The sequence below is a fragment of the Citrobacter sp. RHBSTW-01044 genome, assembly GCF_013781945.1.
GTDB classification, from domain to species: domain Bacteria; phylum Pseudomonadota; class Gammaproteobacteria; order Enterobacterales; family Enterobacteriaceae; genus Citrobacter; species Citrobacter braakii.
This window is the reverse complement of sequence record NZ_CP056180.1, coordinates 3,528,130-3,552,737: the sequence shown is the minus strand read 5'-3', so window position 1 is coordinate 3,552,737 and position 24,608 is coordinate 3,528,130. Positions and strand designations below refer to the sequence as shown.

General features: G+C 52.5%; 16 protein-coding genes. 7 read left to right on the top strand and 9 right to left on the bottom strand.

Annotated elements, in window-relative coordinates; genetic code table 11:
* Positions 1 to 136 precede the first annotated feature (136 nt).
* The 3 genes from HV352_RS17280 to HV352_RS17270 form a co-directional block, all read right to left on the bottom strand.
* On the bottom strand, positions 137 to 9,469 hold the full coding sequence (locus tag HV352_RS17280; RefSeq protein ID WP_181634933.1) for an autotransporter outer membrane beta-barrel domain-containing protein: 9,333 nt from the start codon (positions 9,467 to 9,469) through the stop codon (positions 137 to 139).
* Between the two features lie 196 nt (positions 9,470 to 9,665).
* On the bottom strand, positions 9,666 to 10,244 hold the full coding sequence (locus HV352_RS17275) for a LuxR C-terminal-related transcriptional regulator (protein ID WP_131380880.1): 579 nt from the start codon (positions 10,242 to 10,244) through the stop codon (positions 9,666 to 9,668).
* Between the two features lie 618 nt (positions 10,245 to 10,862).
* Positions 10,863 to 12,038: a DnaJ family molecular chaperone gene (locus tag HV352_RS17270; protein ID WP_016152164.1), complete on the bottom strand. Its 1,176-nt coding sequence runs from the start codon at positions 12,036 to 12,038 to the stop codon at positions 10,863 to 10,865.
* A gap of 246 nt (positions 12,039 to 12,284) precedes the next feature.
* Between HV352_RS17270 and pheP the strand changes: the two genes are divergently transcribed.
* The 5 genes from pheP (at position 12,285) to HV352_RS17245 (ending at position 18,336) form a co-directional block, all read left to right on the top strand.
* The gene (pheP, locus tag HV352_RS17265) at positions 12,285 to 13,679 is read left to right on the top strand and encodes a phenylalanine transporter (RefSeq protein WP_047415083.1); all 1,395 of its coding nucleotides are present in this window, start codon (positions 12,285 to 12,287) and stop codon (positions 13,677 to 13,679) included.
* A 165-nt stretch (positions 13,680 to 13,844) separates the two neighbouring features.
* A complete protein-coding gene (locus HV352_RS17260; RefSeq protein WP_016155933.1) occupies positions 13,845 to 15,086 on the top strand; it encodes an MFS transporter in 1,242 nt (413 codons plus the stop codon).
* 15 nt (positions 15,087 to 15,101) lie between these two features.
* Entirely contained in the window at positions 15,102 to 16,130 is a 1,029-nt protein-coding gene (locus HV352_RS17255) for a sugar phosphate isomerase/epimerase family protein (protein ID WP_172860565.1), read from the top strand.
* Positions 16,127 to 17,278 carry a Gfo/Idh/MocA family oxidoreductase gene (locus tag HV352_RS17250; protein ID WP_181634932.1) on the top strand — a complete coding sequence of 384 codons (1,152 nt, stop codon included), beginning with the start codon at positions 16,127 to 16,129 and terminating at the stop codon, positions 17,276 to 17,278. Before HV352_RS17255 ends, HV352_RS17250 begins: the two co-directional genes overlap by 4 nt.
* Before the next feature lie 77 nt (positions 17,279 to 17,355).
* Entirely contained in the window at positions 17,356 to 18,336 is a 981-nt protein-coding gene (locus HV352_RS17245) for a LacI family DNA-binding transcriptional regulator (RefSeq protein WP_016155936.1), read from the top strand.
* Between the two features lie 3 nt (positions 18,337 to 18,339).
* On the opposite strand, the gene HV352_RS17240 is transcribed toward HV352_RS17245, so the two are convergent.
* The 4 genes from HV352_RS17240 to HV352_RS17225 form a co-directional block, all read right to left on the bottom strand.
* Positions 18,340 to 19,584: a mechanosensitive ion channel family protein gene (locus HV352_RS17240; protein WP_016152170.1), complete on the bottom strand. Its 1,245-nt coding sequence runs from the start codon at positions 19,582 to 19,584 to the stop codon at positions 18,340 to 18,342.
* Between the two features lie 64 nt (positions 19,585 to 19,648).
* On the bottom strand, positions 19,649 to 20,302 hold the full coding sequence (gene nfsB / locus HV352_RS17235; protein ID WP_181634931.1) for an oxygen-insensitive NAD(P)H nitroreductase: 654 nt from the start codon (positions 20,300 to 20,302) through the stop codon (positions 19,649 to 19,651).
* A gap of 119 nt (positions 20,303 to 20,421) precedes the next feature.
* Complete coding sequence (locus tag HV352_RS17230) at positions 20,422 to 20,790, bottom strand: MmcQ/YjbR family DNA-binding protein (RefSeq protein ID WP_016152172.1); 369 nt, start codon at positions 20,788 to 20,790, stop codon at positions 20,422 to 20,424.
* Positions 20,790 to 21,371 carry a TetR/AcrR family transcriptional regulator gene (locus tag HV352_RS17225; RefSeq protein ID WP_016152173.1) on the bottom strand — a complete coding sequence of 194 codons (582 nt, stop codon included), beginning with the start codon at positions 21,369 to 21,371 and terminating at the stop codon, positions 20,790 to 20,792. Before HV352_RS17225 ends, HV352_RS17230 begins: the two co-directional genes overlap by 1 nt.
* A gap of 189 nt (positions 21,372 to 21,560) precedes the next feature.
* Here HV352_RS17225 and HV352_RS17220 point away from each other — a divergent pair, with 189 nt between their 5' ends.
* Both HV352_RS17220 and HV352_RS17215 read left to right on the top strand, forming a co-directional pair.
* A complete protein-coding gene (locus tag HV352_RS17220) occupies positions 21,561 to 22,673 on the top strand; it encodes an MBL fold metallo-hydrolase (protein WP_181634930.1) in 1,113 nt (370 codons plus the stop codon).
* A 17-nt stretch (positions 22,674 to 22,690) separates the two neighbouring features.
* On the top strand, positions 22,691 to 23,032 hold the full coding sequence (locus tag HV352_RS17215) for a RamA family antibiotic efflux transcriptional regulator (protein ID WP_003021996.1): 342 nt from the start codon (positions 22,691 to 22,693) through the stop codon (positions 23,030 to 23,032).
* A 21-nt stretch (positions 23,033 to 23,053) separates the two neighbouring features.
* Here HV352_RS17215 and HV352_RS17210 read toward each other — a convergent pair whose 3' ends face one another.
* Positions 23,054 to 23,302, bottom strand: a complete 249-nt coding sequence (locus HV352_RS17210) for a DUF1158 domain-containing protein (RefSeq protein ID WP_016152175.1) — start codon at positions 23,300 to 23,302, stop codon at positions 23,054 to 23,056.
* Positions 23,303 to 23,368: 66 nt separating this feature from the next.
* On the bottom strand, positions 23,369 to 24,487 hold the full coding sequence (locus tag HV352_RS17205) for a YbdK family carboxylate-amine ligase (RefSeq protein ID WP_019076232.1): 1,119 nt from the start codon (positions 24,485 to 24,487) through the stop codon (positions 23,369 to 23,371).
* Positions 24,488 to 24,608 lie beyond the last annotated feature (121 nt).

The window sequence follows — 24,608 nt, the reverse complement described above, 5'->3', positions numbered from 1 at the left end:
CGTTGCCAGAAGGCCGCTCCCGCGCTTTCTCCGCCAGTCCGTAGGCCTGATATGTGAAGCGATCAGGCAGCCCTGTATACGGGACAGGCAAAAAAAAGCCCCCTGTTAAACAGAGGGCTAGCGAGTTTATGTCAGCTTAGAACGATTTCTTAAAGCCAATTGATGCATTAACCGGTGCTTCAACCTGCGACTTACTGCCACCGTTACTAAATTGCGTACCCAGTTCTCCGTAAACCTGCAGGTTTCTGTCGATAGACCATGACAGACCGGCTGCAACTTCAGTGCTGGAGTACTGTTGTGAAGACTCAAGCGTGGTGGTGGCTACCGCATTGCTAAAGTGCGTTTTGTCTTTTGAACCCAGACCCTGCCAGACGTTGACCCTGCCGTAAGGCTGGAATTTGCCATGGTTGGTGTCATAGTCAGCGACCAGACGCACGCCCAGACGGGCGGTAAAGGAATCCGCGGTATCCATTTTCACTTTCGTTTGGGTCACACCATCAAGCCGCCCGTTATCAAAGTCGCTGTGTTGATAGATCAGCTGAGCCTGAGGTTCCAGACTCCATGCGCTGGCGCCTAAACGGAACGATTTACCCACTTCTGTTGACGCCGTCAGCGTGTTGCCTCTGACGGTATACGAGCCGTTGTTACCGGTCGCCGCCAGGCGGGATTTATGGTTACCGTATTGCAGGACGTTATCAACATACATCCCGTCGCCCGAGAACCAGGTGGCGTAGCCGCCGACATAAAACGCGTTGTCGTCGATGTTGCCGCCTTTGCCGTCGCTGCCTGTCTTCGTGCCTTTCACGTTGCTGTCGATATCAAGAATGCTGGTATACATCCCGGCTTTCCAGCTTTCGTTGGCATACATATCGACGCCAACCTGAATCCCCATGGTGTGGGAGCTGGTTTGCGTTCCAGCCGCATCATCCAGTTTGGTTTTACCGGAGTAGCCAATCATTCTTGCCCAGGCGCGATTGTCTTCATCAATACCTGGTTTAACCTCGTCACCCATACGCTGGTGCATGTTGCCTAACAGGCTGATGTCGCCCTGACGAACGACGCTGGCGAGACCAGAATACAGCATAGTTTCTGGACGATATTCGCTTCTCAGATACCAGTTTTCACCCTGACCCTGAGCGTTACCCGCATGCAGTTGATACTCAAATGCGCCTGCTGCCATACGATCGGCGGCAAGATGGAAGGCGTCTCGTGACGTTTGTGCCGTAGTGGTTGCGCCATTGAGCGCGGTTACCACTTCGATACCATCACCAATAGTTGGTGCGCCGAGACCAGAACCATCGACATCCAATAGCGTACTACCGCTGGCTTTACCGCCATCGATAATCAGACGGTCGGCAATGCCTGCGCCGCTGCCATTTTGTGTGGCCGCCATGTTGATAGTCCCTTTTTCGCCGGTGTAATCCCCTTTGACGGTTAACGTTGTGCCAGTCTGCTGGCCGATGAGTGAAACATCGCCGCCGTTGCTCAGTCCCGCTACCGTCTGGTTGTAACCTTGCGTGTTGAGGGTGGTGTCAGCGACAACGTAGTGGTGTGATGCGCTACTCAGAGTGTTGGTATTACCCGCCTGCAGTACACCGTTGGCAATCAGCGTTGCGCCGCTGTAGCTGTTTTCACCATGCAACTCCGTAACACCGCTGCCGGTTTGATGCAGTTGGCCTTCGCCGCTGATATTACCGGTCAGCGCCAGGGTATCGCCACGATTGACGTTGAGTACGCCGTTATCAACGATATCCCCCTGAATGCTGCCGATATCACCGCCGTTACCCAGCTGTAAAACGCCTTGCTCGATGGTGGTGCCACCGGTGTAGGTGTTATCCAGCGTCAGGGTGAGGGAGCCTTTACCAGTTTTGGTCAACTGACCGTTACCTTCGACTTCCGTCAGCAGAGAAACGTTATGTCCGTTGGTGTCGAATGTGCCGCCGCCGGATTCCAGAGTCACCTGACGAGCGGTATCAAACGCTTCACCATATTTCAGCGTACCACCATTAAAGGTAATTCCCGTCTCTGGTGCGCCAAGGTTGGTATCACCCGCCACCTGCAGCGTACCTGAGGTGATGGTGGTTCCACCGCTGTAAGTATTGTCGCCAGTGAGGATGAGCGTACCGAGGTCGCCTTTATTCAAGCCGCCAGTGCCGCGGATCACGCTGTCGATAGTCGCGGTGTAGTTAGCGCCGTCTACTGTGCCATCGCCGACGCGAATCAGCGTATTAGCCGTATCGGTGGTAATGGCTTCACCGCCCACGCGATAACCATCGGTGGCGAACTGTGCGCCACTGATGATGACGTCGCCTTTGCTGTTATCGACGGTTACATTGCCCGCTTCACCCTGGAAGACGGCGAACGCGGCATCGGTAAACGGTGCATTCAGCGCGCCTTCTGGCGTTGATTCATCCGTTGTCCAGTTGTCATTACCCTGGCTGGATTGCCAGATACCGTCGCCGCCGTTGATGACGCCGTTGTTTTTCAGCTCGCCATTCTCACCGCCGGTGCCGTCCCAGAAGCGCAGCGTCAGCCCGGCATGGTTAACCAGGTTAACCTGGTTATTAACCGAGGTTTGTACGTACAGGCTGTCCGCAGCTTCCGGCGCGTCGGCAATGTCCATCACATTGTTGGTTAATGTGCCGGTGTAGTTGATGACGCGGTAAACACCAACGTCAAAGCTTCCGCCTGGAGAGGTCTGGATATTGAGCTTACCATCGAGCGTCAGATCGCCATTCACATCTATCAGGTCATTGAAGGCTCCGCCTGGGGTATAGGCCTGACCAAACTGGTAATCAAGCTGTGCGTTATCGCTGAGCGTCAGTGAACCGGTAGTCAGTTTACCCACGCTGTTGATGGCCGCACCCGCGGTAATATGGCCGTCATCCAGTACATCAACCGCGCCGCCGATAATACCGTTCCCGCCGAGCGTTGCCCCAGATTTCACCGTCACCTGACCGGTCGCGGCAGACTGATTACCGTTGACCAGCAGTACGCCTTCATTGACGTCCGTGGTGCCGGTCCAGGTGTTATCGCCGGTCAGCGTTAACGTGCCGTCACCGATTTTCACCAGGCTGCCGTCGTTGCCGCTGATAATGCCGCTGATGGTGTCATCAAGGTGCAGATTACCCAGCGACAATTCTTTATTGCCCAGTTCGACATTCCCCGCGCCGGACAACGAGCCGATAGATGTTGCGCTGTCGACTGCGCTGATATCGACCTTGCCGCCCGCCAGGTTTTTAACGACAGTATTCTCTGCTAACGCCTGGTCCGCAAAGGTCATCAGTCCGCTGTTATTCACGCTAGCAGAACCACCGCTGGCGTTTTCTTCCAGCGCCAACGTACTGTCTTTTGACACGTTAACCGTCGCCTCGCCCGCGGTGGCGTTATCGGTTAACAGCGCTTTCGCTGTGCCCGTCAGGTTCAGTTTTGCGCTCGCGGCGGTGACGTTATCCGCCAGCGTTAACAGACTGTCGGCGATGTTCATGGTCAGGGATTTCAGGCTGGTCTCTGTTCCGCTGACATTGAGCGTCGCCCCGTTATTGACGTTCACGGTGCTGCTTTCATTGCTACCAAAGGCCCCGGTTTTGCTGACGTTGACCGTCACATTGTTGGCATTTCCGGTACCGGCAATTTCTGTGTCGCCTTTATAGCTGTTCGCGCGATTGAGCGACAGGGTACTGCCCGCATCGCTTGAGCGGCTGGTGACTTTCAGTTTACCTTCGCCGGTAATCTCACCGGTTGGCGTGAAGTTATGTGAATTGAGGTCAAACACCGCCGCGTTATCATTCGCGCCCAGCGCAATGGTGCGATTGCTGGTCAGGTCCGCGCCCATCTGCAGCGTGGAGCCATTGTTGATAGCCAGGTCGGTTCCGCTCTGACCGAGGTTGCTGTCGGCGGAAATCTGCAACGTACCGCCATCAATGCGTGTGCCGCCGCGATACGCGTTATCACCGCTGAGGATCAGACGACCAAGGTCGGTTTTCACCAGCGTCAGCTTGTCAGTCGTGCTGGCTTCGCGGATGACGGACTCAATGGTCGCGGTATAGTTTTGCCCCGCGCCACCCGCGCCAACGCGCAGCAGCAGTTCACCGGTTCCCGGCGTCTGGCCTGCGTGAGTCGCGTTTTCCGTGGTGGCATAAGCGTTAAGTGCGTCGCCTTTAACGACATAGCCATCGGCGTCAAACTGTGCCCCGGAGAAGTTAACTTCTCCCGCGGCGTTATCCACGGTAACGGTGCCTCCTTTGGTGGTGAAGACGGCAAAGGACTTCTGCGCCCAAGGTGCGTTACCTTCGCCCGTTGCCGTGGTCCAGTTGTTATCACCCTGACTGCCGATCGCCATCCATTTGCCATCGCCACCGTCAATTTTGCTGTCGCCCTCAATGCCCGACGCGCCGTGGCTCTGACTTACCGTCGCCCCGTCCCAGAACTGCAGGGTAACGCCGTTGGCGTTCACCAGGTTGACCTGTTTGTCGATAGAGGTCTGGACAAAAATATTGCTCTTATCCTGACTGTCCGGTATTGCGCCCAGCTCCAGCGTCTGGTTATCCAGCGTACCGCCGTAATTATAGATACGGTACACGCCCGGTCCGAAGTTACCGCCTTGCGAAGTGGTAACATCCAGGGTCCCGTCCAGTTGCAGATCGCCTGCCACGTTCACCAGATCGTTTAGCGCACCGCCTGGCGTAAAGGCCTGGCCCAGTTCGAAAGCGGAGGTCGTTTTGCTGCCAAGCTGCAGATTACCGTTAACAGATAGCGTACCCGCACCGCCGTCACCGGCGCTGATGGTTGTGGCATCGTTCATCAGCACGTTACCGCCGATAATGCCCTTACCACCAAGTGTGGACGTGCCGCTGACGGTGGTGACGCCGCGCGCCGCGCTTTGATCGCCATTCACCAGCAACGTGCCGTTGGTAACGGTGGTGTTACCGGTATAGGTATTGTTACCGTTCAGACGGGTAATGCCGCCGCCGATTTGCTGTAGCGCGCCGATACCGGAGATCACACCGTTGAGCAGCACGGTGTTGGCGCGATTAATCGCCAATACGCCGTTGTCGATGATGTCAGAGACGGCGCTCACTTCGCCTTCATTTCCACCGTCACCTAACTGCAGCGTACCGGTTTGATCAATGGTGGTAGAGCCGGTGTAGCTATTGTTGGCGGTAAATACCGTGGTACCGCCCGCCGCACGTTCAAATTTCCCGTCGCCGCTGATGATGCCGCGATAGATCTGTGCTGTTGAGGTATCCCCCTGAGTATCGAAGATAACCTTGCTGTCTGCGCCCTGGGTGGTGACATTGTAATCGCCAATGCTTGCGGCAGTGCTGGTTGGTTCGACGTGGTCGCCGGTACGCAGCGTGGCGCCATTGTTTACAGCAAGGGTTTCGCTCGCCAGATTCAGGTTTTCAACGATGCGTACATCTGCATTTGACCCGCTGATGGTCAGTGAATCCCAGCCAGTGCCAATGTTGGTACCGGTATTCAGGTTGTCGCTAGCCAGCGTACCAATCTTCGCACCTTTTGTATCAGTGAAGGTGAGGGCGTTGCCCGTTCCCGCTGCGGTAAGGATGTGGCGCGTTTTATCCAGCGTCACATTGCCAATGTTGGCTTTATTGTTACCGCCAGTACCCGCGAAATTCACTTCGCCAGCATAAGAGCCGCTACGCCAGTTGAAGGTATCCGTACCTTCACCGGTGTTGATTACGCCGCTGGTCACACCGCCGCTGATATCGATGGTGTCATTGCCTTTACCAGACTGAACTGCCACGGCCGAGTCGTTGATTGCCTGCAGGGTTCCCGTGTTGGTGATGGCTTTACTGCTGTCGCCGCTGGCGTCTATTACCGGTGAGGTGGTACTGGCAGAGATAATCTTGCCGCTGTTGGTCAATGCGCTAACGTTTTTCGCGATGATTGCTGAACCACCTGCGCTGTCATGCACGTTGATGTCGGCATTGGTGGTGATACGACCGTCCGTATTGGCTCGGATACCGCTGCCTTCGCTGTTGAGTACCTCAATGGTATAGCCTTTGCCGATGGTTAGATTACCCGTCACCGCGTCGCCATTACGTTGTTCAAAGGCGAAGCCGGTACCTTTACCGTTGACGTTGAGGATATTGTTCAGCCCATCGTTCATGGTCAGCGCCACGCTGGTGCGGATCCCTGGGCCATCGTTGGAGTCGATGGTGACATCACGCAGCGTGATATTGGTGTTGTTGGCATCGTTTTGAATACCGGCACCGGTACCATCAGCGCGGATCATCACGCTTTGCGCGGCCAGAGCGCCAGCGCCTTCGGCCAGGCGAATGCCGTCAGCGGAGCCATCGGTGGTAATGCTGTCGCCAGTCATACCGTTAATCAGCAGGCTTGCCCCTTGGGTCAACAGAACGCCAGCGGTGCCATCATCAACCTGAATTTTGCCCAGCTTATTAATCTGCGCGCTGGAGCCTGAGGCGCGTACGCCGATGCCGTTGCTGACATGCAGGGCGAGGGAGGAGTTATTGGTTAAGCTACCGCCTTTTTGAACATCGACACCGATGCTGTCGACGCTGGCCAGATCGATAATCGATTTGGTATCGAGGATCAGGTTGCCCAGATTCCTCGCCACATAGGCGATTACCTTGTTGCCGCTGGCTTCAGAGGTGATCTTCGCGTTTGAGGTGAGGGTCGTGCTCGTGGCATTGCCCTGCGTATTACCATTCAACTGATGCGCCTGACCATCCACAACCCCGGCAACGGTTCTTTCACCGGTTAAATTGATGGTGGTTTTATCGCTGATGGTCCCTTTCGCGCCGCCTTCGATAACCAGCGCCGCAGAGTCAGTACCCTTAACGGTGAACGTTGCTTCACCGGTATCTACGTTACTGCCTGCGCCGGTGGCGAGTACGCCCACGGAATTGTTACCGCTGAGAGTCAAATCCAGATTGGAGGTGGACTGATCTTTCGGGTTAGTGGTATTACCGGCCAGCAATGCGCCATTGGCGATACGGAAAATGGTGGTGCGATCCTGACCGTTGTCATTCATCACCGCCTGACCAATATTGGCGGTAGCGCCCTTACCATACAGGTAATAACCAATCTGATCGGTGCTGTTAAATGAGGGGCTACTTAAGCTGTCAACGTTAGCGATGGCGTTATCACGCACGTGGACGCCGATGTTACCGGCTTTATCCAGCGTAATATTAGAGTAGACGTTGACCACTGCCTGACCGTTGGCGCCACCTTCCGCCCAGATGGCGTAGTTACGATTACCGACGCCGCCTTCACCGTCCACCACGATAGAGCCTGCAGCGCTGGTGGTGACTTCGGCATTTTTGTTATTGGCGCTAACGTGGATCCCTACGTTGTTGGTGCCATTCACGTTAATCTTGCCGTCGTTACGGATTTCCTGATTATTTTCTGCGCCGCTGTCGTGTACGGAGATGCCGTAGTTTTTACTGCTGCCCCCTTTAGAACCGCCATTGATCACGATATTGCCGGTATTGAGGACGTTGCCCGTGGCATTTCCGACCAAAATCCCTGCGGCGTTACGGACGCCGGTTCCCAGCGTGATAAGGCCGTTGTTAATCACCTCTTTGGCGCTCTTGATCATAATACCGGCGCTCAGGCTGGAACCGCCTGCCATGGTGACATCTTTAGCCGGATCGCTTGCGTCGCGACCAAGATAAATAGAGGCATTCTGAGCGTTGGTAAAGGTGGCATTCCCGGCGACTTCTACGCCATAAGCGGTGCCGCTGGCAAAGGATGTACCGCTTTTACGTCCGTCTACGACGTTAATCTCGCCATTGTTGACCCCTTGCGCATCGTCAGACAATTGCATACCAATCGCCAGCGTCAGCGAAGATGCGGGGACGTCTTTGCTCCAGGGATCGGCTGCCGAAGCGGTACCAAAGTTATCGGTGGTGATCGCCTGGTTGATGATGCCGTTGTTAGCGATCTGACTGGTGCCTTGACCTTGCATACCAAATGCGCCATAGCTGTTGACGTTTTGGTTGCCGTCTTTATCGATAAACAGCCCGGAGTTGATCATCCCGTTGTTGGTTGCCGTCGCGTCTTTTGCCAGCATGCCAATCGCCAGGCTCTGCCCGGTAGACGTTCGTAATGCGTTCAGTTCGCCAAAGTTTGTGATAACTCCGCCATCAACGGCTTTCATGACGCCATTAATACTGCCGTCAACGGCAAGAATCGCATCTTTGTTCAGGGTGCCGGAGGTGCCTGCGCCGTTGGCGTAAATAGCATGCAGCTCACCGCGGTCAGCGGTCGCGTTATTGGCATGCGATAAGCCGTCTGTCCAGACGTCGTAATCCCAACTGAGCACGTCTGAGGGCTTGCTGGAATTGATCAGACCATCAATCAGCTCGGCATACTTCGTTTGTGCTGCGGTGACGGTAGTGACTTCATTCGCTTCCAGCCACAGTTGGATTTGGCTGACTTTTTCGCCTTCCGGGTTTTCCGCCGCGTCGCTGCTATTGCCCAACAGCCAGTCGTTAAATTCGGCCAACTCCTGCGTGTTGGTGATGTTAAATGTGCGCTCACCCGTTTCGACGACTTTGCCGTCCGTATCATAGCCGTAGGTCATGAGCGTGACATCATCGCCAAACACGGAGGTTTGCGCTGAGCCGGCGAAGGTTTTTTCAGGAATAACCGGGGCGGCGTTAAATTTTATAAAGTTATCGGATTGCCAGTAAACCTGGCTACCCGCGTCCTGAGCCTCCAGTAAGGAGGAGTCTTTGGCCAGTAATTCGATGGTATTGGCTTTGGCGCGTACATTGAGCGTGTCGTCGCCCAAATTCAGGTTGGCCGTGGAGCCGTTTGTCGCCAGCGCGATGCCAAATTGTTTGTAGATTTTAGACTGCGCCGGATCGTAAGTGTTTAATGCCGAATCGCCAATCTGTGATTCGGTAAGAAAGTTACTTAACGCGTTGGTATCAAAGACTTTAATGGTTGTTTTTTCGCCGGGAAACGCCGGGTCGTTAATCTCAAATTCTGTGCTCTGCGAAGGCGTTGATGATTGGTTATAAGTCAGGTATTCCGCCAGCTCCTCGGCGGTAGTAATCGTTTTTACGCCCTGGTCAGGGCTGGTGGCCTGCAGGGTGATTTTGCCGGTTTGCAGTAGCTCTCTGATGGTCGTTGATTCAACAACGCCACTTTGACCCGGACTGATGGTTGGGATCGCGCCGCTGATATTGAGCGCCTGACCAGCAGTGATATCTTCATATAAGAATCCGTAGTCGTGGACACCCTCATAATCCCCAACAGAAATACCTGTCTGGTAGTCGGCGAAAATATTATGTTCACCGATGTCGATGATCGGAGTTGCTGAAGCTTGCATTGAAGCAGCGCTTAATGCGCCGGCCGCCAGTACGGCGACAGTTTTACGCGAGCTGCTTTTTTTCTTTCCTTTGGTTAATTCGGAAACGACCACCCAGATACCGAGCGCCGCGTTCCAAATAATGCTGTAAACTTTGTTCATATATAACCCTCGTCTACATTCCTGTTATGTGTATTGTTAATACATTGAGTTGTTGGCTATGGTTGGCACGCGGATGTGCTACCCGGTAATAGATTTTTGGAAATAGGATTCCCTTCCGTGCGATGCGGAATTAAAAAGTGAGCCGAAAGAAAATCTTTTAAATAATAACCGTGATAATTGTCCTTAAATAAGTCAGTTACGGCTGGCTATAGTGAGAAATGGTGTACTTGAGTCGGGAGTTATTTTTCCCGAGTTTTCTGGCAATGTTGCTTTTGTACGCCCCGATGGTTTTTTCACTTTTTTGTGATGCCCCAGCGATTTGAGTCAATGACCAACCCCGAGCAAGCATCATCATTACGTTAAATTCGTTTGCTGTGATTTTGTTATTTATTTCTTTGATATTAATTGGTTTTTTGTTTTGTGATATGTACGTCACGGCATGCAGTAACCGATCAAGGCTGGCGTCTTGATCGAGGAACAGCATGTTCCTCCCGCAAACGGTTTGAAAAATAGAAAAAGTAGCTTCATCTGCCAAAACAATAATTTTTGTGGCAGGGCGTAAAGCCATGTTGCGGATAATCCTGGCATATTTTAAAAAATCTGAGTTGTCAGGATTAATAATGATGCAATCCATTTCATAAGGGATTATGTTGACGGCAGAAAGCGTCTGAGAGGAGTAGTACGCGATATCAATATATAATGATGAACCACGTAGGATTTCTCGCATGCCTAGCCAGGGATAAATTGATTCACCCAAAAAAATAGCCTTAGACATAACGATCTCCTTGAAATTTTGGTGCAGGCGGTCGCCTCTTTTTTTAGGCTAAAAAAAGAGTTTCTTGCGACGCATGAAATGTTAATTAAATCTCGTATGACGTTCTTTGGTGTGAACGCATCCTTATTTATTGCAGATTCAACAGGTATTTTCTGTATTAATTTGAATCATTAACTATTCTTAAAGTAGATATTACACTTTGTTAAAATTTAAGATAAATCGTTTATTTCAGCTCTGAGTAAATGATTGATAGATTTCGCTTATGGATCACGCGAATAATGTTTCAGCCATTTCTATAAAGACAGGGTATTCCTATTTGTACTGGAGGGGATTTATATGAAAAATCTTATATTTCAAACAGATAACCATTCTTCTTAATGGGACTATTGGCAGGTAGGAGAATTCTTAATCAAGGCCAGGATAAAGAGAGAGGGAGAGCGGTGGGAGAGAGAAATATTGTCTTATTTGCAGTTATCGACCTAAAATTCGAGTATTTAAGTTGATAACTCTGACTTATCTTAATGGATAAGCATTTTGTGCTATTTTTATCATTTGGTGCTTAATCTTCAAACCTCCCTTGAAGATGTTGTATTTTCTGCTTGCTATCGCTGATAGCGCTTACCCCGCCAACAGCTCCTGCTCAACCTGTTGCACCTGTTGTTCCAGCGTATTGCGGATTTCCGTAAGCGCCCGTTGTTGATCGGAGAAGTAAGCCTCTTTATCCGTCACGGAGGTGGCAAGGCGCCAGGCGTTCTCAGCTTCCAGTTCGGTAATCTCTTTGAGCAGAGCGTTAATTTGTTCTCTGAGCTGCTGTATTTTGCTGCGTAAATGCTGCAGATCGTTCAATCGGTCACTCGCCATCATCGGTTCGAGGCCGCTTTGCAATTGAGTCAGTAGCGCCCGTACGGCAGCAAGGTCGGCATTTTGGCGCGCCTGGTTAAGCTGCACCATCATCTGATGCGCTTTCTCTTTCAGATCGTCCGCCACCACGTCCGGATGACAAAGACGGCTGGCCTGACGCCACAGGCGTTTTAACTCATTACGCTCTTCAGAAGAAAGTCGTTGGTCCCGGCTAAAACGATGTTGCGCATCCTGCTGCTGCTCCTGATATTCATCATATTCATGGCTGGCTTCTTCCTGTGCCTGACGGGCTGCGCTGTCGTCCTGGCGAGAAAAGTCGTTTTCCAGCTCACGAATCTCCGCCAGCAGGGCGGTAATAAGCTCCGTTTGTTGCTGAATTCGTTGACGTGTTTCCACCGATTCGCGCGAATCTGAATTCTGGTTCATCCAGAGCTGCTTAAGCCTGGCCAGTTGATCAACGGCCTGGGAAATATAGTGCTGGCAGGATTGATAGTCTTGTTCCCGGCGTTTTCGCTCCGCTTCCTGTTTGCGCTGGGCGCTGGCGGCGAGCTGTTTACGCAACTCGAGGATCCGGCTCATCAGAGGCCCAAGGCGAAGATGATACAGATCGTTGAAATCATCGAGGATTTGAATGCGCGTGTTGCGCTTATCGATCAGGTCACGCAGCTGTGTTTCGAGCGCTTTTAGTTCCAGTTTACTGGCGGCAATGGCAGGATCCTGCCACGTTGAGACTGCCCGTTGAGATTGCAGCCAGGCCGTGATTTCACGTAGGGCATCACTAAAGCGCCGTGCTTCGAGCGCCTGAACGATGGCGCCTGGCAAGACTGACATAGGCTCATTTTTCAGATGATCTACCTGCTGGAAAATAATCTCCTCATCTTCCAGTTCAATAGCGCTTTTGACGATTTCCAGTCGTTTGATGATCTTATTCATGACAGTCGTTGCCTGGCCTGGCTCAAAAACGAGTGGCTGAAACACAGCGGATTCACCCGTTTGAAAATGTTAGAAAAACAGTAAAGCGCATTCTGTGGCCTGCGATGCCTTTTCGTCCAGAATAATTCACTGTAATTATGAACAAACGCAATGCCACGGGCACAGAGGGTCCTTATTGCGCCTTGCGACAACCAGGTTGAAATGTTAAAAGAAGCCCCTTCAATAAAAACGACACAGGGGAAGGGCGTGAAAAACGCGTCAACTGCATCTGACACCAGCGTGTCTGATGCCGCGTCAACGAATGAGCCGACGCTTCAGAGGGGGTTGCAAAACCGCCATATTCAATTAATTGCGCTGGGCGGCGCAATTGGTACCGGCCTGTTTTTGGGCATTGGCCCGGCTATTCAGATGGCGGGACCTGCGGTGTTACTGGGTTACGGCGTTGCCGGGATCATCGCTTTTTTGATTATGCGTCAACTGGGCGAAATGGTGGTGGAAGAACCCGTTTCGGGATCGTTTGCCCATTTTGCCTATAAATACTGGGGACCGTTCGCGGGTTTTCTGTCCGGCTGGAACTACTGGGTGATGTTTGTGCTGGTTGGCATGGCGGAACTGACCGCGGCTGGGATCTACATGCAGTACTGGCTGCCCGATGTCCCGACCTGGATTTGGGCCGCGGCATTCTTCGTGATCATCAACGCGGTTAACCTGGTCAACGTACGTCTGTATGGCGAAACGGAATTCTGGTTTGCGCTGATTAAAGTGCTGGCCATTATCGGCATGATTGGTTTTGGCGTGTGGATGCTGTTTTCCGGTCACGGCGGGGAACATGCCAGCATTGATAACCTGTGGCGTTACAACGGCTTTTTTGCCACCGGCTGGAACGGGTTGATCCTGTCGCTGGCGGTGATTATGTTCTCCTTTGGCGGACTTGAGCTTATCGGGATTACTGCCGCAGAAGCGCAGGATCCGCAGAAAAGCATTCCAAAGGCGGTAAACCAGGTGGTATACCGTATTCTGCTGTTTTACATCGGTTCTCTGGTGGTGCTGCTGGCGCTGTACCCGTGGGTGGAAGTGAAATCCAACAGCAGCCCGTTTGTGATGATCTTCCATAATCTTGATAGCAACGTGGTGGCTTCAGCGCTGAACTTTGTCATTCTGGTGGCTTCGCTGTCGGTATATAACAGTGGCGTCTACTCTAACAGCCGTATGCTGTTTGGTCTCTCTGTCCAGGGGAACGCGCCGAAGTTCTTAACCCGCGTCAGCCGTCGCGGCGTACCGGTGAATTCACTGATCCTCTCCGGTGCTATTACGTCTCTGGTCGTACTGATCAACTATGTCCTGCCACAAAAGGCCTTTAGCCTGCTGATGGCGCTGGTTGTGGCGACGCTGCTGTTGAACTGGATTATGATCTGCCTGGCCCATCTGCGATTCCGGGCGGCGATGCGTCGTAAGGGACGTGAGACGCAGTTCAAAGCGCTGCTGTACCCGGCAGGGAACTACCTGTGTATTGCTTTCCTTGGCATGATTCTGGTGCTGATGTGTACGATGGACGATATGCGCCTGTCAGCTATTCTCCTGCCGGTGTGGATCCTGTTCCTGTTCGTTGCCTTCAAACTGCTGTGTCGTAAGTCCCGCTAAGTTTCTACCGATCCCATCGTCAGGATGGGATCGGATCTTCTCTCAATGTTTATCGTGACCGCTCTCGCAATTTTGCCGTTGCTGGCAGGATCTTTATTTTGTAATCGATTACTTTTCTATTGAATCTATTTTGTAATCGATTACTTTTTAAAGGTGAGGCAAAAAATGGTGTCAACAACCGAAAGTAGTGGAAAACAGAACGTACAGTACCGGCTGCTGGTACCCCGGCTGTCGCTAATGATGTTCTTACAGTTCTTTATCTGGGGAAGTTGGTCCGTCACGCTGGGGCTGGTGATGAGCCAGCACAACATGTCGCTGCTGATTGGCGATGCGTTTTCAGCCGGGCCCATTGCTTCTATTCTGTCGCCGTTCGTCTTAGGGATGCTGGTAGACCGCTTTTTTGCCTCGCAAAAGGTGATGGCGGTGATGCACCTTGCAGGCGCGGCGATCCTCTGGTTTGTTCCGCAGGCATTGGTGGCGCAAAACGGTGCGCTGTTGATTGGTCTGCTGTTTGGCTACACGTTGTGCTACATGCCAACGCTGGCGCTTACCAACAACATTGCTTTTCATAGCCTGTCGGATAAAGACAAAACTTTCCCGGTGGTGCGGGTGTTTGGCACCATTGGCTGGATTGTCGCGGGGATTTTTATCGGCGTAACCGGAATCTCGGATACTACCGGCATCTTTACGCTGGCGGCGGTTATTTCTGTGATTCTGGCGCTCTACAGCCTGACGTTGCCCAACACGCCAGCACCGGCGAAAGGACTGCCGGTAAAAGTGCGCGATCTGTTTTGTGCGGATGCTTTCGCCTTACTCAAGGTTCGTCACTTTTTTGTCTTCTCGCTCTGCGCGACGCTTATTTCTGTACCGTTGGGAACCTATTACGCATATACCGCGTCGTTTCTGGCTGATGCAGGCGTTGGCGATGTCAGTACGGCGATGTCGTTTGGTCAGATGTCTGAAATTTTCTTCATGCTGGTGATCCCGTTCCTGTTCAGGCGTCTGGGCGTGAAATACATGTTGTTAATCGGGATGTGCGCCTGGTTTGTGCGCTACGCATTCTTTGCCCTCGGCATCAGCGAAGAGGGCCGATTCCTGCTGTATCTCGGCATTCTGCTGCACGGCGTGTGCTACGACTTCTTCTTCGTGGTCGGCTTTATTTACACCGATCGTATTGCCGGGGAGAAAGTAAAAGGCCAGGCGCAAAGCATGATCGTTATGTTTACCTATGGGATCGGTATGCTGCTTGGTTCGCAAATTTCAGGCGCACTTTACAACCGTCTGGTGGCGGGGCAAACGGTGCCTCAGGCGTGGACCACATTCTGGTGGATCCCGGCAGTGGCTGCCGCAGTGATTGCCGTGATTTTCCTTTTCTCTTTCAAGTATGACGACAAAGAGCAGGCGTAATTTTCAGGAGGGGTTATGAAAACCATCAAGGGGCCTGGCATTTTTCTGGCGCAATTTATCGGGGATCGTCCCCCATTTAACACCCTGGAAGGCGTGGCAAAATGGGCGGCGGAGCTGGGCTATAAGGCATTACAAATCCCGTGTAATCACAAGTCTTTGTTTGATGTCGAACAAGCAGCCATAAGTCAGGCCTATTGTGATGATATTCGTGGGATGCTGGCCGGGCATGGGCTGGTGATTAGCGAACTATCTACCCATCTTGAAGGCCAACTGGTTGCCGTCCATCCGGCTTACGATGACGCTTTTGACGGATTTGCTCCGCCATCTGTACGCGCTAATCCGCAGGCCAGGCAGGCGTGGGCCATCGAAACCCTCCACCAGGCCGCTGCGGCTTCGCAAAGACTGGGGCTGACGGCGCATGCTACGTTTTCAGGTTCGCTCGCCTGGCCCTTCTTTTATCCGTGGCCACCGCATAACCGTCAGCGCTTCGAAGAGGCTTTTCTGGAGCTGGCGCGCCGCTGGAGACCCATTCTCGATCGCTTTGATCATCATGGGGTGGATGTTTGCTTTGAAATCCATCCCGGTGAAGATCTGCACGATGGCGTAACGTTCGAGCGCTTTCTGGCGCTGGTTAATCATCATCCTCGCTGCAACATTCTCTATGACCCGAGCCATCTGTTATTGCAGCAGATGGATTACCTTGGGTTTATCGATGTTTACCACTCGCGCATTAAAGCGTTTCACGTCAAGGACGCTGAGTACCATGCCAGTAGCCGCAGTGGTGTCTATGGCGGTTATCAGCCGTGGCTCGATCGCGCTGGGCGTTTCCGTTCCCTGGGGGACGGTCAGGTCGATTTCAAAACCATCTTCAGCAAGCTCACACAATATGATTTCCCTGGCTGGGCGGTACTGGAATGGGAGTGTTGCCTGAAAGACGCGCAAACCGGGGCGCGTGAGGGGAGCGATTTTATACGCCGCCACATTATTCCGGTTTCTTCACGCGCATTTGATGATTTCGCCGCTGGCGATGAGGTACGCAAATGATACAGGTTGGCATTATTGGCAGCGGTTTTATTGGGCCTGCACATATCGAGGCGTTGCGTCGACTCGGCGGTGTGAACGTGGTGGCGCTCTGTGATAGCTCGCTGGCGGTTGCCCAGGAACGTGCAGATGCTCTTCATATTCCTCAGGCGTACGGCAGCGTTGAGGCGCTGCTGGCGCATCCCGGACTGCAGGTGGTGCATAACTGTACGCCGAATCATCTGCATGCCGACATCAACCGGCAGATTTTACGCGCGGGTCTGCACGTGTTTTCAGAAAAGCCGCTGTGTATGACGCCTGAGGAGGCTCGTGAACTGGAAACGCTGGCGGAGCAGGTAGGAGTGGTGCACGGCGTGAGCTTTGTCTATCGTCAGTTTGCGATGGTACAACAGGCTGCCAGCATGGTCAGGCGCGGTAGCGTGGGGCGTCTGTTTGCCGTCCAGGGGAGCTATTTGCAAGACTGGATGCTGCTGGAAACTGACTACAACTGGCGGGTCGATGCCAAACAAGGCGGCAACTCACGGGCGGTTGCGGATATCGGTTCCCACTGGTGTGACACGGTGCAATTCGTCACTGGAAAACGTATTGTCGAGGTGATGGCCGATCTGGCTATCGTCTGGCCGGTACGAAAAGCCAGCATCGCCAGTAACGCTACGTTTGGCCAGCAAACGGCTGACCTGCAATTTGAGAATAAAGCGGTGACGACGGAAGATTGTGGATCGGTGCTGATACGTTTTGACGATGGTAGCAAAGGCTGCTTTAGCGTTTCACAGGTGAGTGCCGGGCGCAAGAATCACCTGAGCTTTGAAATTAACGGTAGCCAGAGTTCACTGCACTGGGATCAGGAAACGCCGCAACAGCTTTGGATTGGGCACCGTCAGCAGGCGAACCAGATCCTGACCGATGACCCAGGATTGATGAATGCGGATGTTGCTGCCAGTGCGCACTTTCCGGGTGGGCATATTGAGGGCTGGCCGGATGCGTTCAAGAATATGATGCAGCAGTTCTATCAGGCGGTGCAGGCAGGCAAAATGCCCGCGACGGCGGAGCGTCGATTTGCGTCATTTTCTGATGGTGCGGATGTGATGTATATCATTGATGCGATTATAAAAAGCCATCAGCAGCAGCGCTGGGTATCAGTGCAGCGCTAAACACGCACCCGGTTCGCCGGGCAGTGATTTTATGGTAGCCTCAACGTAAAGCCTAAACCGCAGGACTTGTCGTCGTTATGTCTATTCAAAAAATCGCCCAGCTTGCCGGTGTGTCGGTGGCGACGGTATCGCGTGTGCTGAATCACAGTGATACCGTCAAAGCCAAAAATCGCGAGCGCGTGCTACAGGCTATTAAAGAAAGCAATTATCAGCCCAACCTGCTGGCTCGTCAGCTGCGTACGGCACGCAGTTCGATGATTCTGGTGATGGTTTCCAACATTGCCAACCCTTTTTGTGCAGAGGTTGTTAAAGGCATTGAAGAAGAGGCGGAAAAGAATGGCTATCGCATTTTGCTGTGTAATTCCGGCTCGGATACCGCCCGCTCAAAATCGGCGCTAAAGCTGCTATCGGGGAAAATCGTTGATGGCATTATCACCATGGATGCATTCTCAAAATTACCGGAACTGACCACGCTGATTGGCGACGCTCCCTGGGTTCAGTGTGCGGAATATGCTGATAAAGGCGCGGTTTCCTGCGTAGGGATTAACGATGTTGACGCTGCGCAGTCGGTAATATCTCACCTGGTGGAAAAGGGCTATCGACGCATTGCGCTAATCAATCATGATCTGAGTTATAAATACGCCCGGTTGCGCGAACGTGGCTATAAAGCGGCGCTGCATGCGCTGTCGCTTGAGTATCAGGCCGTAGAATACGCCAGCGAGTTAAGTTCCAGTGCAGGAATTGCGGCGATGAAAACATTGCTTGCCGCAGAGGTGAAACCCGACGCGGTGTTTGCCGTATCGGACACGCTTGCCGCTGGGGCGATGCGTGCTATTTTCAATGCCGGATTACAGATCCCGCAGGATATCGCCGTCGTGGGCTTCGACGGTACGGAACTGGCAGAAATGGTTTCCCCACAGCTTTCGACCATTGAGCAGCCCTCGCGGGATATAGGCCGCAAAGCGGTAGGATTGCTGCTGAATAAAATAGAAAATCCTGACGCGCAGACGGAAAGGGTGATGATGGACTGGCGCTATATTTCACGCGCCAGTACCTGAGCGTTAGCGTTGAAACGCGCCTGACAGCGCGCGAATATCATTTCCGGTGGGTGACTGATGAATGCGCAAGCCAAATTCTTCGATCACGGCGAATATATGGTCGAAAATATCAGCCTGAATACTTTCATATTCCAGCCAGACCACCGTATTGGTAAAGGCATAAATTTCGATCGGTAAGCCGTGATCGTCTGGCGCAAGCTGGCGCACCATTAACGTCATATCTTTGCGAATCCGCGGATGATGACGCAAATATTCGTTCAGATAGGCGCGGAAGGTGCCAATATTCGTCATCCGACGGTGGTTTAATACCGATTCAGGCGCATCTAACTGTTGATTCCACTCGTCAATTTCCTGATGGCGCGTGGTCAAATACGGTTTCAGCAGGTGCGCTTTATGCAGCCGCTGACGCTCATCCTCATCAAGAAAATGAATGCTGGTAGCATCAATGCTGATGCTGCGTTTAATGCGTCGCCCACCGGAAGCCGACATCCCACTCCAGTTTTTAAAAGAGTCCGATACCAGTGACCAGGTTGGGATAGTGGTGATGGTGTTATCCCAGTTGCGCACTTTTACGGTGGTTAAGCCAATATCAATCACCGCGCCATCTGCGCCGTATTTAGGCATTTCCAGCCAGTCACCCAACTTCAACATATCGTTGGCTGAAAGCTGTATTCCGGCCACCAGCCCGAGGATCGGATCTTTAAACACCAGCATTAACACGGCGGCCATGGCACCCAGACCGCTTATCAATATTGCCGGTGATTGACCAATCAGCAGGGAAATCATCAATATTCCGACGACAATAGCGCTGATGAGCTTGATGCCCTGAAATATGCCTTTTAGCGGCAATTGCGATGCGGCAGGGAATTTTTGCGACAGATTGAGAATGACGTCCAGCAGGGAAAACAAGGACAACAGGGCGTACATCATGATCCACAGCTGTGCGCAGGTTACTAATATTTCTGCTGCTTCACTGCCTTTCTGCAACCAGAGTGCGGCCTGTATATTGACAATGATACCCTGCAGGGTGAATGCCAGCCGGTGAAATAACTTGTTCTGCGTGATGATTTGTAGCCACAGGCGGGAGCTGGCGTTGGCGCGCTTTTCAAATGCGCGTAATACCACCCAGTGCAAAATAACGTGAACAATAATGGCGGTGATAAAAATAATGCCAAAAATCATCACCAGTGAGGTGGTGTGATTTATTTCAATGCCGAGTTCTTCTACCTGAGATATCAATTCCTGCATAACGTCTCCTTAATAAACAGCGGTCTATGATGACCGCTGTGTAGAGCTTATGCAAATGCGGGGATTAAACTTCCGTCAGTGTTGTTTCCAGCGGCAGACGAGATTTTGGCAGCGCGGCGTTGAAATCTTCTACGCTGTGATGACCCACCGGGACCACAACTACGCTGGTGAATCCTTTTTCTTTCAGGCCAAATTCTGCATCCATCACCGCCGCATCGAAGCCTTCGATCGGCACCGCATCCAGACCCATCGCCGCCACGCCCAGCAGGAAGTTACCGACGTTCAGGTACACCTGTTTTGCCATCCAGTGGTTGTCATCTTTCAGCTCTTTGCGATGCATGTCGGCAAAGAAGGTGCGGCCTTTGTGGTTTGCGGCTTTGGCTTCAGGGGTGGCGAAACGGCCATCGTGCTCTTCTTGATCCACCACGCGCTCCAGCCAGGCATCGTCCATCGCCGTTTTGGCGCAGAACACCACGACGTGGGAAGCATCCAGCATTTTACGTTCGTTGAATACAAAACCGCCGGCTGCGGATTTCGCCACGCGCGCTTTACCTTCGTCAGTGCTGGCAACGATAAAGTGCCACGGCTGAGAGTTGGTGCTGGACGGACTAAACTGCAGCAGCGTTTTTAATTTTTCGACCTGCTCAGCGGTTAGTTTTTTATTCGGATCGAATGCCTTAGTGGAGTAACGTTTTAAGGCGACAGAAACAATATCCATAACTACTCCTGGTGATTTTTCATACCCTGCGGGTGCGTTTTGTTTCAGCAGGGTACAGGGTTAGCAAGAAAAAGATAAGACAGGAAAATGCAAAAACACTTATCGGAGTTAACGATAAATCAACCTGGACGCAGGCGTTTTTGATCCCGCTTCGCCAGGCCGTCTACGACGCGATGCCATGAATCATTTACCAACTCCGTCAGTAATGACTCGGTAATGTCGTCGCCTGGGTAGACCGATATCCAGTGCTTTTTATTCATGTGATAGCCGGGTTCAATGCTGGGGTAGATCTGCTGATTTAACAGTGACTTTTGCGGATCGGCTTTCAGGTTAACCAGCGGGCGTCCGCGAAGCTCTGAGACCAGCATAAAAATTTTGCCGCCGACTTTGAAGACATCGTATTCCGGGCCGAATGGCCAGCAGTGCTCGGTAAAAGGCAGTTCGAGCGCAAGGCGCTTTGCACAGGCATGTAAGGTCTGGCCGTCCATTATTTTTCCTCACGGGTGAGTGCGCGCCACATCGCCTCAAATCCCATCGAAATATATTCTTTTGCGCGAGCCGCGTCGCGGGCGGCGAACTCCATGGTGGTCTCTGCCAGAGAAAGAAACAGCGCGTCGCCAAAGGCGCGATACTCGTCAGACATAAACTCAGGTCGTACGGAGCGATGACAAAGATCGCGCAGTTCCGGGAACATATCGTCAGCCTGCTGTTCCGTTTCTTTGCTGATTTTCTCGCTGACGGCCAACTGGCGAATCGTGCGATGCCCGCAGGTATGGTTCAGGCCCCAGCTAATGTAGCTGTTCCAGATGTAGTGAGTCATGGTTTTGGCATCGGTCACCGATCGATCCAAATTTGCCATCATCGACTGACAAAGGTCTTGCTTCAAAAAGAGGTAAAGCTCGTTGATCAAATCATCTTTGGTCGCGAAATAGCGAAACAACGTCCCCTCCGCAACCCCTGCATTGCGGGCTATCACGGCGGTAGATGCCGCAATGCCTGATTGTGCAAATGCTGTGGTTGCAGCTTCCAGTAATGCCAGTTTTTTGTCTTCACTCTTCGGACGAGCCACTACACTTTACCCTTAAGTCTGTAAAAAACATGATTGAATCACGGCCTTTGCAGCACCGCAACGGCGAATGTCAAAGATTGAAAATCATCTTGACGGCGAACTTTCGATTTCTATAATGAGTGCTTACTCACTCATAATCAAGAGTCAGTCGCGCAAACCAGCGGAAAGGGGCGCGTTTAAGGTCAGGATATGAAGCGTCTCACAGTTTGTGTGGTTGTTATTATGCTAATTGCCGCAGCTGCAAGTTTACCGTTTGTACTTAATGCCGGGTTTGGTCAGGCCCCGCAAGGGGCACAACTGAGTTTGGTTGAACAGTCACCTCACTATCGTGATGGACAGTTTCATAACCAGGTGCCGACACCGGGCTATACCGGCAACAAAGGCATGCTGGCGGCCTGGTGGGAATTTCTGGTCGCTAAGCGTGATAATGCGCGCCCGGCGCAGCCGTTACCGCTGGTGGCAACCGATCTCGCTGGACTTTCGCCACAGCAGGATACTCTGGTCTGGCTGGGCCACTCCTCATGGTATTTGCAGCTGGCGGGTCAACGTATCCTGATTGATCCGGTATTTAGCAATTATGCCGCACCGTTTTCATTCCTGAACAAAGCCTTTGCCGGGGATTATCCGTGGACTGCGCAGACGATGCCGGAGATCGATCTGCTCATTATCTCGCACGATCACTATGACCATCTGGATCTCGCCACTATCAAGGCGTTAATGCCGAAAATTAAGCGAGTGATTACGCCGCTCGGCGTAGGGTCGCATCTGCGTTACTGGGGGATGCGCAGCGAGATAATCGAAGAGCGGGACTGGAATCAGTCCGTCAGAGTGACGGATTCGCTGATCCTTCATGTGCTGCCTGCTCGTCATTTTTCGGGGCGCGGTATCAAGCGCAACCAGACGCTATGGGCGAGCTTCATGTTCGAAACGCCGGAGCAGAACGTTTATTACAGCGGAGATTCCGGCTATGGACCGCATTTTAAAGCCATCGGTGAGCAGTTTGGCTCGGTTGATTTGGCGATTATGGAGAACGGTCAATATGACCAGGACTGGAAGTTTATTCACATGATGCCTGAAGAGACGGCGCAGGCTGCGGCCGATCTGCATGCGAAAGCCGTGTTGCCAGGGCATGCCGGCCGTTTCGTTCTGGCGAAACATACCTGGGATGATCCCTACAAACGACTGGCGCTTGCCAGCCGTCGTCAGGATTACCGACTACTGACGCCAATGCTGGGTGAACCGGTAATACTGTCCGAACCGGACCAACCGTTTACGGCCTGGTGGCAACAGGCGACTCAATGAATACAGGGGAGAGCATGATGACGATTTCTGCTCAGGTCATTGATACGATTGTTGAATGGATTGATGATAATTTGAATCAGCCATTGCGCATTGATGATATTGCACGCCATGCGGGATATTCCAAATGGCACCTGCAGCGTCTTTTTATGCAGTACAAAGGTGAAAGCCTCGGGCGCTACATCCGCGAGCGTAAGCTGCTATTGGCGGCGCGCGATCTACGCGATACCGACCAGAAAGTGTATGACATCTGTTTGAAATACGGATTCGATTCGCAGCAGACCTTTACGCGAATTTTCACCCGTACGTTCAGCCAGCCGCCGGGCGCGTATCGCAAAGAAAATCATAGCCGAACGCATTAAAGGCAAAGGGTTCTCGCGGGTCTAATCCGCCAGCGAGAACCAGCGCCGCCAGATAAAACGCAGTACAAAATATTCAATCACCCCCAGCAGTAAAAACCACAGACAAAACAGCAAAGTATAAAATTGGTTGAGATCCATTAGATGAAAGGTGGCGACGAGTTTTTGCGCCAGCACAATGCCCAGTGAGGGGGCGGGCAGCAGCAGGCAAGACAAAAAAGCCAGCAGCAGGATCCCTGCGGCGGTCATCAGTGATTCAAGCGGGTGTTTCATGGCATTGTTAAACTTGAGTTAAAAAGCCATTGTCCGGGATCTCTGTGGGCAACGCAAACGCCACGCTTACAGCCCGGCCCAAATCTCACAATGTTTTTTCACCAGACCACTCAGAGATCCGCCGTCGGCGACGAAATCACGCATGCTCTGCGCTTCATCATGACCATTTTTAACCTGCAGGCGTAAGGATTCAATCGCGCTGGTCGCGCCCACTTTGTCCGCAGAAGCGGCGACATTCTCCAGTAGCCGTAGCGTGTCATCTGACAGGCGGTGCCCATCGCCGGTATTGACGTCGGTGATGATTCCCGCCATGCCAAAGCGGCAGGCCTGGAAACGGTTAAATTTATACAGCAGGTAATCACGCTCCTGGTGCTTGAATGGCCGTTTAGTGAGCAACCAGTGGGCGGTAGCCTGAATAAGTCCCGCCATATTGACTGCGTGTTCAAGGGTTAGCGGAGTGTCCATGACGCGAACCTCTACCGTACCAAAGTGCGGGCTGGGGCGGATATCCCAGTGTAAATCTTTAATGCTATCAATCATGCTGGTGTAAGCCAGTCGACGAAATAACCCCTCGAATTCCTGCCAGTTATTCACCCACGGCATCGGGCCATTATCGGGAAATCCGGAGAAAATATTCAGCCGCGCGCAGGCAAACCGCGTGTCGGACGTCTGCATATAAGGTGAGGCGGCAGAGAGTGCAATAAAATGGGGAACAAATCGCGACAGGCCGTGCAGGAGGTAAATAGCATCATCGCCGTTTGCGCAGCCGATATGCACATGTTGGCCGAATACCGTCGCCTGCTGAATAAGATAGCCAAAATTTTCCAGGTTGCGCCGATAGCGTTCGTCATCGCAGACTTCCTGACGTTGCCATTTTTGAAACGGATGCGTACCGCCGCCACAGATGGCGAGGTGATGCTCGGCAGCAACCCGTGAGATTATCTGCTGCATGGCGGATAATTCAGCACTCGCCTGGTCGATATTGCGACAAACCCCGGTCGCCATCTCCAGCATACTTTCAGTGATATCGTGCTTTACTTCTCCGGCGGTGAGCTGCGGCTTTACGGCGTCAATCAGTCGGGAAGAGTCCTGGCTCAGGTCGTAGCCCGGAGGATTGACCACCTGCATTTCCAGTTCAATGCCTAACGTAAAAGGGTCTGAAACATGAAAATCGGGTAGGGACATAGTGTTCTCTTCAGCGTTGATTTTTAATCAGTATAGACGCGTCATCTTGCAAGCTGCATATAGAAGGGCCGCTGAATTTCTGTTCGTTGTCAGAAATCCCCCCGTGATGCTTTGAAGGCGA

Bases quoted from the DNA above. Each gene is read 5' to 3' on its own strand.
- HV352_RS17230 (WP_016152172.1), bottom strand. From the start codon at position 20,790: ATGGACGGCCAGACCTTACATGCCTGTGCAAAGCGCCTTGCGCTCGAA.
- HV352_RS17280 (WP_181634933.1), bottom strand. From the start codon at position 9,469: ATGAACAAAGTTTACAGCATTATTTGGAACGCGGCGCTCGGTATCTGG.
- HV352_RS17260 (WP_016155933.1), top strand. From the start codon at position 13,845: ATGGTGTCAACAACCGAAAGTAGTGGAAAACAGAACGTACAGTACCGG.
- HV352_RS17220 (WP_181634930.1), top strand. From the start codon at position 21,561: ATGAAGCGTCTCACAGTTTGTGTGGTTGTTATTATGCTAATTGCCGCA.
- HV352_RS17255 (WP_172860565.1), top strand. From the start codon at position 15,102: ATGAAAACCATCAAGGGGCCTGGCATTTTTCTGGCGCAATTTATCGGG.
- HV352_RS17205 (WP_019076232.1), bottom strand. From the start codon at position 24,487: ATGTCCCTACCCGATTTTCATGTTTCAGACCCTTTTACGTTAGGCATT.
- HV352_RS17240 (WP_016152170.1), bottom strand. From the start codon at position 19,584: ATGCAGGAATTGATATCTCAGGTAGAAGAACTCGGCATTGAAATAAAT.
- HV352_RS17245 (WP_016155936.1), top strand. From the start codon at position 17,356: ATGTCTATTCAAAAAATCGCCCAGCTTGCCGGTGTGTCGGTGGCGACG.
- HV352_RS17215 (WP_003021996.1), top strand. From the start codon at position 22,691: ATGACGATTTCTGCTCAGGTCATTGATACGATTGTTGAATGGATTGAT.
- HV352_RS17210 (WP_016152175.1), bottom strand. From the start codon at position 23,302: ATGAAACACCCGCTTGAATCACTGATGACCGCCGCAGGGATCCTGCTG.
- HV352_RS17250 (WP_181634932.1), top strand. From the start codon at position 16,127: ATGATACAGGTTGGCATTATTGGCAGCGGTTTTATTGGGCCTGCACAT.
- nfsB (WP_181634931.1), bottom strand. From the start codon at position 20,302: ATGGATATTGTTTCTGTCGCCTTAAAACGTTACTCCACTAAGGCATTC.
- HV352_RS17270 (WP_016152164.1), bottom strand. From the start codon at position 12,038: ATGAATAAGATCATCAAACGACTGGAAATCGTCAAAAGCGCTATTGAA.
- HV352_RS17275 (WP_131380880.1), bottom strand. From the start codon at position 10,244: ATGTCTAAGGCTATTTTTTTGGGTGAATCAATTTATCCCTGGCTAGGC.